Consider the following 13823-nt stretch of genomic DNA (forward strand, 5'->3'; position numbering starts at 1 on the left):
CAGGCGCCCACCGTCGAAAGCAGCGGTGATCTTCTTGCGGCCAACGGCTGGAAACGGGAAGGTGGCAGGTGTATCGTCCGGCATGGCGAGTGTGGCACAGGGCAATTGGTGGCAGGGATTAGTCTCAACAACCAAATCCTACGCTGCTTCAAGTGCTTAAGCTACACTCGCCAGCCTTCATCAACCTTCCCATGCATAAGAACGGCTAGCGTCGGAGAGCTATGTTGGATCGGATTAAACGGATAGGCCGCTGGTGTTGTGACTCTGACACTTGTTTCGCACGGGCGACCTTTTGCAGGATAGCTGAGGCCGGGGCGGTCCAGACAAAGGGTTTGGGATCCGCATTGTGGTGCTCCAGGTAGTCCATGATCGCGCTTTCCAGATCGGGCACGCTCGAGAAGGCACCGCGCCGGATGCGCTCCTGGGTGATCAGGGCAAAGAACCGCTCGACCAGGTTGAGCCACGAAGCCGAGGTCGCCGTGACGTGCAGATGAAAGCGCGGAACACCTGCGGCGCGCCCGCTCCATCGGTCTCACCAAGACGCATCTCCAGCACTTGCTGACGGCCGCCGCCATGAACCTCATTCGGCTTGGTGCCTGGTTCGCGGGCACGCGGCTCTCACAAACCTGGCAATCCGCATTTACCCGGCTCATGATGGCTCCCATCCCAGCGTGACGAGTTCGCCAACAGTATCGGAAAAATGGAGAGCACTCTTATAGCTCAGGAGGATCTCCATGCCCCAGACACGCTTTACGACAGAGTTTCAGGATGAGGCGGTATGGCTTGCGCTGACCAGCGGCCGCAGCCGACGGGCCATTGCCGCGGATTTCGGCATTGGCCTGTCGACCCTGCGCCACTGGTTTGATCGCTCTCGCGAGCACGAGATTGATGATCCGCCCACAGAGCGCCAGGAGGACATGGCCGCCGAGCTCAAGCGGCTGCGGCGCGAGAACGAGATCCTGCGCCAGGAGCGGGAAATCCTGAAGAAGGCCACGGTTTTTTCGCCAAGGAGGGAAGTCGATGAAGTTTCAGTTCATCGATGTGGCGAAAGAGAGCTTCCCCGTCACACGCTTGTGCCAGTTTCTCGAAGTGAGCCAGAGCGGCTCTTTCGCCTGGCGATCGCGTCCGGCCCGCCCGCGCCAACGGGAGGACTTGGTGCTGCTGGCCCACATCCGCTCGGCCTTCGCCCGCTCGCATGAGACCTATGGCACCCCGCGTATAACTTGTGAGTTGCAGGATGAGGGCGTGACGGTGGGTCGCCGCCGGACGGCGCGGTTGATGCGCGAGAACGGCCTGAAAGCTCGGCAGAAGCGGCGGTTCAAGCGCACCACCGAGAGCCATCATGTCTTCCCGATCGCGCCTAACCGGCCCGAGCAGGACGTCGCCGCCGATCGCCCGAACCAGAAGTGGGCCGCCGATATCTCCTACCTGTGGACGAAAGAGGGCTGGCTGTATATGGCTGTGAACCTCGATCTCTTCGCCCAGCGGTGGTCGGCTGGGCGATAAGTGACCGGCTGCACAAGCAACAGGCGCTCGAGGCGTTGCGCAAGGCTGTGGCGATCCGCAGACCTGGGGAGGGGCTGACCCATCACACGGATCGCAGCAGTCAATAGTGTTCGATCGAGTATCAGGCGGAGCTGACGAAACACGGCATCCAGATCTCGATAGCCGGGAAAGGAAACCGTTATGATACCGCAGTCGTCGAGACCTTCTTCAAGACCCTGAAATCTGAACTTGTCTGGCGCACCGTCTTCCAGACCCGAGCCGAGGCCAAGCAGGCTCTCGGCCGGTACATCGACGGCTTCTATAACCCCGTCCAGCGCCACTCGACGCTCGACTACCTCAACCCGGTTCAGTTCGAAAGGCTGGTCGGATAGCTACAAAACCGCTCTCCATCCAAGCGAACCAAATCCAATTAGGCTCTGAGCTCTTCGAAGAGAGCCTCTACCTCCGTAAGCTCCTCGATACCCATGATCTTCTCTACAGCCCGATCTACTTGATGAGTCGGTAAAGTCAGACCCGCGTTTGCACGAAATTTCCTTATCAAGTCCTCGTCGGTTGCCCGATATTGCGGATTGTCCATAGACAACCAGTAAGCATACTCGACCTCTTCAGTAAATTTAGCTCCCCGTGCGGACACTTCCACAAAACATGGCCGCCGCTCTATGTAAGAGCGCCCTTCAACCACCAGCTCCTGATGACGCATTTCATTGGCCTTTTCATACCCTTCAATGACCACTTTCCCCATCAGCGTCCGGATGTTGGAGTCATTGATATAGCGCTCGCTTTGCCAGTCCGAAGATACCGCCACACGATGTGCGACAAGCGCAATGTTGTATGCCAAATTAGTCTGTGTATCGACGTGGTGATCAATGTTCGGGTACTGGAACCTTGGCAAAAGGCCCTGCCCCTCATTTTTGATTAGTATCCGTTCAATCTCTCCCGGCTTCAAATCATGCTCAGCGACCAACTTCGTAAGCGCACCCAAGGGCGCTTGAAGATTCCCCGCGCAAGGCCAGCGCTTATACATCACCCTGAGGATCTTCCAGTTTTCGTTAAGACCCGCAACGATGGCTTGGCTGTCAAATTGCTTTGAGCCCGTCATCGCCCAAAAACCAAACTCGCCATCGAGAATGGTCCTATCGCCCTGATATCCGAGGTCGGCCAAAAGGGCAGCAGTTACGCCGCCCTGTGCAGTCCAGCCGGCAGACCCATACTTTGCCATGCCGCCGCCTCGGGGCGACGATAAGAACTTGTTGTGGGACGGCACAGGGGCGATGTAGCCCGCAAGTCCAAGCGCATTAAGCGCGGGAGTCTCCGCCAGATCTAGGATCTTTGCTGCGCCCGCTGTTGCGCCGAACTGGTCAAATCCCAAGCCCCAGGCTTGTGCGATAGGACCGCCGGTTGTGACACGCATTGGATCAAGCGATAGGCCTACGCGCGAAGCGACTTCATGCGCCAACGCGACTGCGGTGATCAATGTCTTTCCAGACACTCGCTTCGCCTCAGAAAGTGCCAATGGGGCTGAGGTTACAAATGGCGTTATGTGGGCCGGAGGCAGCAATGGGCAATGGTCGGTTGCATGCATCAGCTCCCCATTTGCAAAGGCGGCAAGAGCTGAAGAAACTCTTTCCTTCGTCCCAAAGATTGTAGCCTCTGGCCGCCCACCCAATTCACGAGCGAATCGAATAGCGATTCTTCCCTTGTCGAGAGTGATAGATCCCAGAGCGCAGCCTAGCACATCAAGAAGAATGCGCTTGGTCTCATGAACCACTTCCCGGGGAAGATCGTCGTATCCTGTCTTCGAGATAAACCTGGCTAGGGCCTGAGTTGCATTGGTTTGCATCGGTTACTCCAATTATTAAATAATTTCAGGCCAAGGGCAGAACGAACGTCGAGCCGCTCTCTCAGTATCTATCAGTTTTCAGAAGGGACGTCGGCGGATATCGCTCAACGTTTCGCGCCGACTGCTGCAAAGTCCCACCAAGTAAGTCCTGAGCCCGGTTCAACGAGCTCAGGATTTAGTTTGTATGGGATCACGGAGACAGAAGTCGGCGGCTATTGCTGGACAGTGATATTCTCTTTCTCCGCAACAGATTTCCACAAGCTGGTTTGTTCAATCACGTGTTTGTGGAACGCCTCTCCAACCAAGAGATCTTTGTCTGGCTCCTGCTTTGCAGCATCTCGAAACTTGGCAATCGCTTGCGGATCCGTGAAGACGGCGCGCAATTCGTCATTGAGCTTGGCAGCGATCGGCTCCGGGAGGTGAGCCGGTGCGATCACCCCGAACCATGCGTCGTAAGTTGCGTTTTCATAGCCGAGTTCTTTGAGGGTTGGCAAATTTGGGAATGCAGGGTTGCGCGTCGTACCGGCAGGAGCGAGAACCTTGAGATTGTTTGGGAACGGAACCGAGGCGCCCGTATAAAAGTCAACCACCCCGCCCAGAAGATCGGTTTGAATCGGACCCTGGCCAGTATACGGGATATGTACAGCCCTCACGCCGATTGCACTCAGGAGTTTAGCTGTACCAAGATGGTTTAGAGAAGCCACACCTGTGGTCGCATACCGAACGCGACCCGGATTCTTCTTCATCTCGTCGGCCAGATCTTTCATCGAAGAGACGGGAGAATTCGGACCCACAACAATCATCGTACCGGCCGTCCAGAATCTCGTAAGATAAGTGAAGTCTTCGAGGCTGTAAGGAAGATTGTTTCTGACCGCGGGTAGAACAGCGAGATCCGCGGCAGTGAGCATCAATGTATAACCATCCGGCGGCGCCTTTGCGACGTAGTCCGCTGCAACAGCACCGGACGCACCCGGCCTGTTCTCGACGACAACGGCTTGGCCCAAGCGCTTCTGCAGAAAATCTGCAGTGATGCGACCGAGCAAGTCCGTCAGCCCTCCTGGGTTGAACGGCACAACGATCTTGATTGGCTTCTCGCTAGGAAAGCCTTGAGCAAATGCTGCCGGCACAGAGGCAAGCATCGCGGAAATGACGACTAGTGATTTGAGCACTGTTTCCTCCTATTGCACCAACGTTTTGTACCTTTCAGCCATAAAGTCGCTTCAGGCCCGACCTTTCCGGCACCATCCTTCTAAAGCCGCATTCCCAACGTTGGCGATGTTGCTTTGGTCCGTCTGAATGGGCCGGACACTCTCGTACTTCAACACAGGATTAGGACCTCAGCTCTGCGCCCATTGAGGTACGTCATAAGTCATTCCTGCAACGAAGCGTCGCGTGTTCTCCGAATCGCAGGTAGAAGCAGCATCACCAAAAACACTGCTCCAATCAGCAAAAGCGCAAGACTAATGGGCCTCGAGATGAAGATCGCTGGATCCCCGTATGACACCTGCAATGCACGCTTGAAGTTTTGCTCAATGATTGGCTCAAGTACGAATGCCAGGATCAATGGCGCTGGCTCACATCGCCACTTGATGAAGGCGTATCCGATCAATCCAAATACAACCAAGAGGAAAACATCAAATCCGCTTGTATTAATCGTGTAAACCCCAATACACATAAAAACTAGCATCATTGGGTAAAACAGGTGATATGGAACCTTTAAAAGTTGTACCCAGATTCCAACAAGAGGCAGATTTATTATCAGCAGCATAGCGTTGCCGACTATCATCGATGCGATCAGACCCCAAAATAGATTTGGCTGCTCTTGGATAATATTCGGGCCTGGCGTAATACCTTGGATCATCATGGCGCCAGATAGCAAGGCGATGACGGCATTTGACGGGATGCCGAGAGTTAGAAGCGGAATAAACGAGGTCTGCGCCCCAGCGTTGTTGGCAGATTCAGGGGCCGCAACACCCTCCACTGCGCCCCGACCGAAACGCGAGGGATTCAGTGAGAGCTTCTTCTCTAGTGCATAAGCCGCAAAGGACGCCAGCATCGCTCCGCCGCCAGGCAAGAGTCCCAAGAGCGACCCAAGCCCAGTGCCCCGGAGCACAGCACGCCAACTACTCCTAAAATCTTCCCGAGATGGCCATAAGCGGCCAATCCGCTCCTCAACAGCGATTTGGCGTTCCTTGGATTCCAAATTTTTGATAATTTCGCCCATACCGAAGAGTCCCATCGCCAGCGGGACAATACCAATGCCATCGGCTAGCTGAGGAATACCTAGTGTCATGCGGTAGGCGCCAGATACGACGTCGGTCCCAACGGATCCGAGCAAGAGGCCCAGTGCTAGCATTCCGAGGGCAACTAGAACCGACCCATGGGTTAGTACAACCGCGACAATCAAGCCCAAAACCATCAGGGATACATACTCGGCGGGACCGAACAAGAGCGCAAGGTTTGCGAGTGGTGGCGCGAATAGCGCGACGAACAATGTAGAGACAATCCCCGCAAAGGCAGAGCCGAGAGCAGCCACAGCGAGCGCAGGTCCGGCCCTGCCTTGACGCGCCATCTGATGGCCGTCCAAACATGTAACGATTGAAGAGGTCTCGCCTGGCATATTGACGAGAATCGATGCGGTTGATCCGCCGTACTGGGCGCCGTAGTAGATGCTCGCCAGCATGATCAAGGCTGCATCAGGCGTCATATAGAAGCTGATCGGCAGGAGCATGGCAACTGCGTTCAAAGGCCCCAGCCCGGGAAGGACCCCAATTAGCGTTCCGAGCAAACAGCCAATCAGGCAGTACATGAGGTTGGCTGGCTCAAACGCTATGCTCAATCCGTGCATCAAACCTGCTAAGTTCGCTAAAATATCCATCACAGCCCCAACATTTGAACCGGCCATAGCCCAATCGAAAGGCCGAGAGCCTTCACGAACACAACTACCGAGACCAGAACAGCGCCCACGATCAGTGAAAGGATTTCGTAAGCAGTGGTGTCACGGCTAGCTTTGCATGAGATCACTACAAGCCCAATCAGCGAGATTACCAAGCCAAAGCGTTCTATGGAGAAGGCAAAGAATGTAACCGCGGATAAAATGAAGAGAGGGGGTCTTACATACCAAGTTTCAAGCGGCTCACCCGGAAACGTGCATCCATTTCGAACCAGCAAAGCTCCTAGGCCAACTTGGATGAACGCGAGCATCCGGGGCACGTAGCCCGGCCCTATGCCTACATCAGTGCTTGTGGCGAGCGGCCATGCCAAATACAAGCCGGCTAGCGCGGTCAGAATCAAGAAGGCTCCGATCAACGCCATATTGGCGTCTTTGATTTTAGCAGTCCGTATCCTTCGCACGTGAGCATCTCCTTAGCTCGACTATCGTCCACCGTTGCAGGCCCGTCCGCCTGTAACGCTTCCTCTGGTGAAAGACTGAGCGGGAAGAAATCCGAATTCTTGGGCCCGCGGCAACACGCAAAACCAGTATGTATAGGGTGGCGTTATCACTTCCATCGATGAGCTGGACAGACTGCAGTTATCGCTGCGAGAGTTTCAGAACTGGGCGCACCAGCGAATGGACGCTTCTTGACGTTGGTACATGGATCGCTCGAATCCTTCCTTTTGGCGTTCGATTTACTGAATGCCCTGACGCTTAGCCTGAGCATTCGCGCTTTCCGTGGATGCGAAAGTACCAGTATAGCAAATTCCTATATTGGTTTTGTGAGTTCCGCACACTGAAGGATTTATGTCCGGCACGACGCGATTGATCTCTGCCGGTATGTCATGGGGCAACATATATCCCACTAGGGCGAAACCCAGATGTCATTCCTTTCTTGTTATCAGTGGAAGGTGCGCCCGCCATCGACCGCCAAGGTCGCGCCGGTAACGTAGGATGACTCTGGGCAGCTGAGGAAAAGCATCGCGCGGGCAATCTCTGTAGGGTCGGCCAACCGTTTCAGCGCGTAATTACCGACGTTCGCACGAAATCGATCGGCCATTGGCGTATCGACCATGCCGGGGCAGACGCAGTTCACGCGGATATCGGGGGCAAGATCGGAGGCAAGCGCCTTGGTTAGCGCAATCACACCACCCTTAGACGCCGCATAGGCAACGAGGCCGGGCGCGTTGGGCAAGAGACCTGCCCCGGAGGAGATGTTGACGATAGTCGAGTCCTTTTTACGCTTGAGCCAGGGGAGGCAGGCTTGGGCCACAAAGAAGGTGCCCGAAAGGTTGACGTCAATCACCTGACGCCAGGTCTCAGAGGTGATATCCATCGTGGGGCCGGTCGGCATGATTCCTGCGGCGTTGATCACGCCGTCAATGCCACCAAGAGCACTCGCAGCATGTTCCACAGCTTGCGCGACAGCTGTTTCGTCGGTGATGTCCACTCCGATGGCGACACCATCGCCATTGCCGAGTGTGGCTTTGGCACCATCGCTGTTGCGGTCGAGCAGGATGACCCTTGCGCCCTCTTCCATGAAAAGTTCCGCCGTCGCCCGTCCAATTCCCGAAGCAGCCCCAGTGATAAGAATGCGCCGGTCGGCGAGCCGACGGGCAGTAGATTTCTCGGCTGTGTTCGACATGATTGATAGCCCTTGCTTTTGATATAAAGTGTTGGACAGGGTTGCTCCGATAGGCTTGCGCCGAGTTCCGTAGCCGGTGACGAGGCATTTCCTAAGTTTTCGCCAAGTCCTATTGCGTCGTTGGGAAAGCTGCAGAGCCGCCGGATTGGAGACCCGTCAGCAAATCCGACGGATCACTGAAGCACATGTTAGCAACGTGGGTTCCGCGTCTGGCAGCTCAGCGCGGTACGAAATTATTTCTAGGCGGAGTGGCCGCAGTGGAAATCATGATGCTCTTGGTCTCAAGGAACTCATTGATAGCCTCGATTCCATATTCACGTCCGATGCCAGAGCGTTTCATGCCTCCTACTGGCATCATGTAGCTGTAGGTCCGGTAGGTGTTTCCCCAGACGGTGCCGGCGTGAAGTGCCTTTGACACGCGCACCATGCGGCCGATATCCCGCGTCCAAACCCCCGCTGCTAGCCCATAGGCGATTTGGTTGCCAAGTGCGATCGCCTCGGCTTCGTCTTCGAACCCGATGAGAGACAGGATCGGGCCGAACACCTCTTCCTGAGCGATCCTCATGTTGTTAGAGACATCGGTAAAGATCGTGGGCTCGATGAAATGTCCCCCTTGGATGCCCGGTCCCTCAGCAGGCTTGCCGCCATGGATTAGGCGTGCGCCCTCGGCCCGGGCAACGTCGATATACTCCAAAACTTTGTTGTACTGCGGCGTAGTGGAAAGCGGGCCCATCTGCGTCGCCGCGTCCATAGGATCGCCCATCTTGATCGATCGTGTCGCTTCTAAGAGGCGTTGAGTGAACTCCTGCTTGATCGAGTTCTGCACCAGAAGCCGCGACCCGGCTGTGCACATCTGCCCGGCAGCGCCGAAGATGCCCGAGATCGCACCCCCGATTGCCGCATCCAGATCTGCGTCCTCAAATACGATGTTTGGCGATTTGCCGCCAAGCTCCATCGCCACACGCTTCATGTGCCGGGCAGCTGCCTCATAAATACGGGTGCCCGTCACGTCCGAGCCGGTGAAGGTGATCTGCGCGACGTCAGGATGTTCGACAAGCGCCGGCCCGACATCGCCGCCGTACCCCGAAATGACATTGATGACTCCGTCGGGAAGCCCAGCCTCCTTCGTCAGCGCGGCAAACTCGAGCGAACTGACAGAGGAGAATTCGGATGGCTTGAGCACCACGGCGCAACCGGCTGCCAAGGCAGGTGCACATTTGAGGGCAAAGAAGTTGAGTGGCGAGTTCCAGGCCGTGATTGCCAGAACAACACCGACAGGCTCGCGCAGCGTGAAGCCGAGCATGTCGGGCTTCTCTATCGGCATCACCGAGCCTTCGATTTTGTCCGCTAAACCTGCATAATAGCGCCAATAGTCAGAGGCAAATTTTAGCTGACCGCGCATTTCGGCCATCAGCTTTCCATTATCGCGGACTTCGAGTTCTGCTAGTCGGTCGACATGCGTCAAGAGCAGGTCGCCGATCTTCCCGATAATCCGGCCACGTTCCGACGCGGTAAGCTTCGACCAGGGGCCGGTTGTCATGGCGCGCTTGGCTGCTGCCACCGCCAAGTTGGCATCCGCCACATTTCCCGCTGGGATCCGTGCCCAGACCTCACCGCGATAGGGGTCGATCGTGTCGATCCATTCGCCACTCTCCGGAGCCCTGAATTCTCCGGCGATCCAATGTGAGTATGTTTGCATGGTTTCTCCACAACAGTTTATGGCGTGCCACGATCGGTGACGTGGGGCGGCGTATTGAGTAATGGCCTAAGGTTCACGCGAATTGACGGGTATAGTCAAGAGTTTTCTCACTTGGTGGGATTTCTTGTAGATCAAAATGCTGCGATTTGTGAAAGAATGAAATTCCACAGAAAGCCACCGGCTCAGCTCGATAGACTTCACGTAGGTCACTTGACCTGTGTCTGAACGGCGTTCTCCCTGAATTAAGACGAACTCGCGATGGAGGGCTACAGCCGCCAGTTTGGATATGTGTACGACGACGCAGACTAATGTGTTCCGGCAAGTCCCAGTCGTTCCAACGACTACTCCTGCAAAGCAGCGTCCTTGTTGCGACGCAGCACCGGCAGCAACATCACGATCAAAAAAATCAACGCGATGCCCAGCAGAACCGCGCTGACAGGACGCTCCAAAAATACCATCGGGTCGCCACGGGAAATTACCATGGTCCGTTTGAGGTACTCTTCGAGCATTGGGCCAAGAACGAATCCTATTAGTAAAGGCGCCGGTTCGCACTTCACTTTATACAGGAGATATCCAACGAACCCGAAGAAAGCGGCTAGGAAGACATTGAAAACTGAGTAATTGATTGAATAGACGCCGATTGCGCAAAAAACAATAATCGACGGATAGAGAAACCGATACGGCACACGAAGCAGTGATGCCCATATTCCTATGAGTGGTAGGTTGATGATTAGCAACATCAAGTTGCCAACCCACATGCTTGCGATCAATCCCCAAAAAAGCTGCGGCTGCGCCTGCATAACGTTCGGCCCAGGTTGAATGCCGTGTATCATCAAGCCGCCGATCATCAGAGCCATCACCGCATTGGCGGGAATACCCAGCGTAAGCATTGGAATAAAGGACGTTTGCGAAGCTGCGTTATTCGCACTCTCCGGTCCTGCAACGCCTTCGATGGCGCCGGTGCCGAACTCTCGCCGGAACTTCGAAACGCGCTGCTCAATCATGTATGATGCGAACGTTGACAACGCCAATCCTCCTCCTGGCAGGATTCCGAGAAGCGACCCAACAACCGTGCCGCGCAGAACAGATGGCGTCGCTCTCCTAAACTCCTCCTTCGTCAACATCAGGCTTCCGACTTTTGCTATGCTTCCACTGCGGATTTCCGGGTTCTCCAAGTTTCTTACGATCTCGGCCAGGCCAAATATACCCATGGCAACAGCAACAAAGTCGACCCCTTCCAACAGTCCGAAGAACCCGAGACTAAAGCGTGTTTGCCCACTTTGAATATCTGTGCCCACGAGACCTAGCGCGACGCCCAATGTCAACATTGCCAGGGATTTGAAAATATTTCCTGGAACGAGAACAGTAGCGACCAAAAGTCCGAGTAAAATTAGAGAGAAGTATTCGGCAGGTCCAAAGGTAAGGGCGACAGAGGTAAGAGCAGGGCCCGAAGCTGCAACCACTACGGTTGCAACGGTACCTGCAAAGAAGGAACCCAACGCAGCTGTCGCGAGAGCGGCCCCTGCACGACCTTGCAGGGCCATTTTGTGACCTTCAAGCGTTGTAACAACCGCCGTCACCTCTCCAGGCAAGTTGAGCAAAATTGCCGAGGTCGAGCCTCCGTATTGTGCACCATAGTAGATGCCGGCCAGCATAATAAGCGCTGTAGTTGGATCTAGCGAGAAGGTCAGCGGGAGAAGCAACGCAATTGTCGCAAGTGGCCCAACACCCGGTAGGACTCCGATGGCTGTTCCGACGGTGCAACCAATGAATGCGAAAGCAAGATTGTGAAATGATAGAGCGACGGAGAGGCCGTACGTGATGTTATCGAGCATGTTTGCCTCTCACCCTTCCATGAGCGCTGGTGGCAAGAATGAAACGTTCAGACCAAGGCCATAGATAAAGATGAGCCAACAAATCGCGACCAATGACACCGTGAGCACGACTATTCCCTTGATGGTTTGTGAACGGTCTGCCAAGCTACTGACGACTACGACTGTAGCGACCGAGAGCGCTAATCCCACTTCTTCAAGCAAGACACCGAATGAAGCCATGGCTCCAAGAATAAGGACGAGTTCGCGCCAGGCCCACCGTCCGAGAGGATCTGGTGCGTTCCTTAGCGCCCCGATGATGATGATAATTCCTAAGAAGCCTAAGAGCGAAAATACAAGCATTGGCATGTAGCCCGGGCCCATCTGGGCGGCGGAACCAAGCGTGTATTCGCGATTCAGAAAAAGCCCTACAATTGCGGTCGCAGTCAGAAAGATCCCTGCCGCAAGGTCTCTCGCATTTGTTCTGCTGGATGAACGTCGTGTATGATGCTTAAATTGCATTGTCATGCCACCATTGTCTGAGCTCTTAATGAGGCGGGCGTTGTTCATCAATTGAATCGCAGCGAGCGAGAACGAAGGTACTAGGCGTTCCAACTGGAACCGTGGCAACGTCCATCTGACGAGCAGGTCCCGCACAGCGAAACCAAGGTCTTTGCCCAGGATGCGCTCCTTCGTGGGCTGTGGGCATGAGCCGCCCCTCGTGGGCTGATCCACAGCCAGATAGCCACTCCGCGCTGAGTGAGATGTAGTCCCCAGTCATTTGCAACAGATTGCCTCGTCCCGCGGCATTCACGTCAGCACTAGGACTCACGTCCTTATCGTGCCTTGTCGGAGGCATTCTGTGCCTAACACATCCTGGAGAGGAGCAAACTATATGAGCCAGCGCGGCCCTCTGGAGTGGATTGAGTCCACCGATCCAACTTCTCTCGTGCAGGTTAACAGTGATCCTTTCGATAAAAAGCCCACATTGCTGCACGATTGTATTCCTCTGGTGATTGGAGTGCGCAGAGGACTGGCGGCACTCTTGGCAAATCGAACCGCATCAATCTGCGGCCCGACTTGCGGTTACCCATCTCTCTCGGGACCAGCTTACTGTCTCGTGGCGGTTTAGTTTTCGAGTCGAATGTTGTTTTCAGCGACGATGGTCCGATAGCGGTCGGCCTCACTATGGAGGAACTGCTTAAGATCATCTCCGGTAAGGATTTCAGTTTGGAACGAGAGAGGCGTAAAACGTTCCTGAAATTTCGTCGATTTCACACCAGCTATGATTGCATCTGCGAGTTTGTTGACGATCTCTGGTTTGACGCCTGCCGGCGCAACGAAGCTGTACCAAACACGCGAATTGATGTTGGGAAAGCCGAGTTCGGCCATTGTTGGCACATCGGGAAGGTTCGAGGCGCGAACAGGGGAAGTTACTGCGAGTACGCGTAGATTTGGATCATCTTTGAGGATAGCGGCTTCTCGCGCCGAGGCACAAATCATCTGGGTGAAGCCGCCGATCAACGCCTGAATTCCTTCAGGATTATTCTTGTAGGAAACGTGAACGCCCTTCCCACCCACCGCCTTAAGGAACATTGTGGAGGTGATATGCCCAACTGTGCCGACGCCGCCACTTGCAAAGGTGACGCCCTGTCCCGAGCGAGCGGTGGCCATCAAGTTGTCGAGGCTTGTGATTCCTGCCTTTGCAGACACAATGAGTGCTAGAGGATAACTGCCAATCTTAACTATCGGCGCAAAACTGTCGAGCGTATACTGGAGATTGGAGCGCAGGGCGGTTTGAACTACGACCGGGGTGACCAGACAAAATATTGTATAGCCGTCGGGTCGAGAGGAAGCGACGGCAGTTGCCGCAAGTGTCATTGAACCACCGGGACGATTCTCGACGACAACCGGTTGCCCGAGTCCTCCGGTCATGGTCTCGGCCAGCCACCGGCTTAAGGTGTCATCGTCACCACCGGGTGCATTGCCGATATTGATAGCAATCGGACGTGCAGGCCACTTGCTTTGACTATGTGAAATACTGGGCAACAGTCCCAAAGACGCTACAGTGCTCGCGCCAAGCAGAACATTCCTTCTGGAGATCATTTTTGCTCCTCCCGTTTGTAACACGTGGCCCAGCTTTATCTCGTCGCTCCCACTCACCTGCCGTGACTTTCCAGACATCGAGCGAGCTAAGGAGAGTTGGGGTTGGCTATCTGGGTATTTTCGCCTGACATCCTTCGTTTCTGCACATTTCTCCCTTGTGCGTATGCACGCACCCGACCGGCGGCTCGGGAGAACTTGCATTTGATCCTGCATACCTCGCACAAACATATGCTGTGCCCGGGCTTGTTTGTGCGGAAATGGCCTCAGTCCGGCATCAACTC

The 13823-nt window shown here is 55.1% G+C and carries 9 protein-coding genes and 3 pseudogenes; 2 read left to right on the top strand and 10 right to left on the bottom strand.

Annotation, left to right across the window (positions count from 1 at the left end; genetic code table 11):
• Window positions 1-205: 205 nt before the first annotated feature.
• Window positions 206-502: pseudogene (locus FS320_RS47815) on the bottom strand (hypothetical protein); the annotation flags it as partial.
• A gap of 2 nt (window positions 503-504) precedes the next feature.
• Between FS320_RS47815 and FS320_RS50710 the strand changes: the two are divergent.
• Window positions 505-675 (top strand): annotated as a pseudogene (locus FS320_RS50710) (transposase); the annotation flags it as partial.
• 59 nt (window positions 676-734) lie between these two features.
• Window positions 735-1877 (top strand): annotated as a pseudogene (locus FS320_RS12175) (IS3 family transposase).
• Window positions 1878-1915: 38 nt separating this feature from the next.
• On the opposite strand, the gene FS320_RS12180 reads toward FS320_RS12175, so the two are convergent.
• From FS320_RS12180 to FS320_RS12220, 9 genes are all read right to left on the bottom strand, one after another.
• Window positions 1916-3346, bottom strand: coding sequence for an MmgE/PrpD family protein (locus FS320_RS12180; protein WP_152711827.1), 1431 nt, complete (start codon window positions 3344-3346; stop codon window positions 1916-1918).
• Between the two features lie 212 nt (window positions 3347-3558).
• Complete coding sequence (locus tag FS320_RS12185) at window positions 3559-4515, bottom strand: tripartite tricarboxylate transporter substrate-binding protein (RefSeq protein WP_152711829.1); 957 nt, start codon at window positions 4513-4515, stop codon at window positions 3559-3561.
• 200 nt (window positions 4516-4715) lie between these two features.
• Window positions 4716-6224, bottom strand: a complete 1509-nt coding sequence (locus tag FS320_RS12190; protein WP_152711882.1) for a tripartite tricarboxylate transporter permease — start codon at window positions 6222-6224, stop codon at window positions 4716-4718.
• A complete protein-coding gene (locus FS320_RS12195) occupies window positions 6224-6661 on the bottom strand; it encodes a tripartite tricarboxylate transporter TctB family protein (RefSeq protein WP_152711831.1) in 438 nt (145 codons plus the stop codon). Before FS320_RS12195 ends, FS320_RS12190 begins: the two co-directional genes overlap by 1 nt.
• 521 nt (window positions 6662-7182) lie before the next feature.
• Window positions 7183-7926: an SDR family NAD(P)-dependent oxidoreductase gene (locus FS320_RS12200; protein WP_152711833.1), complete on the bottom strand. Its 744-nt coding sequence runs from the start codon at window positions 7924-7926 to the stop codon at window positions 7183-7185.
• 217 nt (window positions 7927-8143) lie between these two features.
• Window positions 8144-9625, bottom strand: coding sequence for an aldehyde dehydrogenase (locus tag FS320_RS12205; RefSeq protein WP_152711835.1), 1482 nt, complete (start codon window positions 9623-9625; stop codon window positions 8144-8146).
• Window positions 9626-9966: 341 nt separating this feature from the next.
• Window positions 9967-11460, bottom strand: a complete 1494-nt coding sequence (locus tag FS320_RS12210; protein ID WP_152711837.1) for a tripartite tricarboxylate transporter permease — start codon at window positions 11458-11460, stop codon at window positions 9967-9969.
• A 9-nt stretch (window positions 11461-11469) separates the two neighbouring features.
• Window positions 11470-12006 carry a tripartite tricarboxylate transporter TctB family protein gene (locus tag FS320_RS12215; RefSeq protein ID WP_244627107.1) on the bottom strand — a complete coding sequence of 179 codons (537 nt, stop codon included), beginning with the start codon at window positions 12004-12006 and terminating at the stop codon, window positions 11470-11472.
• 558 nt (window positions 12007-12564) lie between these two features.
• Complete coding sequence (locus tag FS320_RS12220; RefSeq protein ID WP_152711839.1) at window positions 12565-13542, bottom strand: Bug family tripartite tricarboxylate transporter substrate binding protein; 978 nt, start codon at window positions 13540-13542, stop codon at window positions 12565-12567.
• Window positions 13543-13823: the final 281 nt, after the last annotated feature.

The organism is Microvirga tunisiensis (assembly GCF_009296175.1).
In the GTDB taxonomy this organism is placed as follows: Bacteria; Pseudomonadota; Alphaproteobacteria; order Rhizobiales; family Beijerinckiaceae; genus Microvirga; species Microvirga tunisiensis.

What these genes read in the sequence shown, in the direction of transcription:
- FS320_RS12190 (WP_152711882.1), bottom strand. Translation starts at nt 6,224, where the DNA reads ATGGATATTTTAGCGAACTTAGCAGGTTTGATGCACGGATTGAGCATA.
- FS320_RS12210 (WP_152711837.1), bottom strand. Translation starts at nt 11,460, where the DNA reads ATGCTCGATAACATCACGTACGGCCTCTCCGTCGCTCTATCATTTCAC.
- FS320_RS12220 (WP_152711839.1), bottom strand. Translation starts at nt 13,542, where the DNA reads ATGATCTCCAGAAGGAATGTTCTGCTTGGCGCGAGCACTGTAGCGTCT.
- FS320_RS12195 (WP_152711831.1), bottom strand. Translation starts at nt 6,661, where the DNA reads ATGGCGTTGATCGGAGCCTTCTTGATTCTGACCGCGCTAGCCGGCTTG.
- FS320_RS12215 (WP_244627107.1), bottom strand. Translation starts at nt 12,006, where the DNA reads ATGAACAACGCCCGCCTCATTAAGAGCTCAGACAATGGTGGCATGACA.
- FS320_RS12180 (WP_152711827.1), bottom strand. Translation starts at nt 3,346, where the DNA reads ATGCAAACCAATGCAACTCAGGCCCTAGCCAGGTTTATCTCGAAGACA.
- FS320_RS12200 (WP_152711833.1), bottom strand. Translation starts at nt 7,926, where the DNA reads ATGTCGAACACAGCCGAGAAATCTACTGCCCGTCGGCTCGCCGACCGG.
- FS320_RS12205 (WP_152711835.1), bottom strand. Translation starts at nt 9,625, where the DNA reads ATGCAAACATACTCACATTGGATCGCCGGAGAATTCAGGGCTCCGGAG.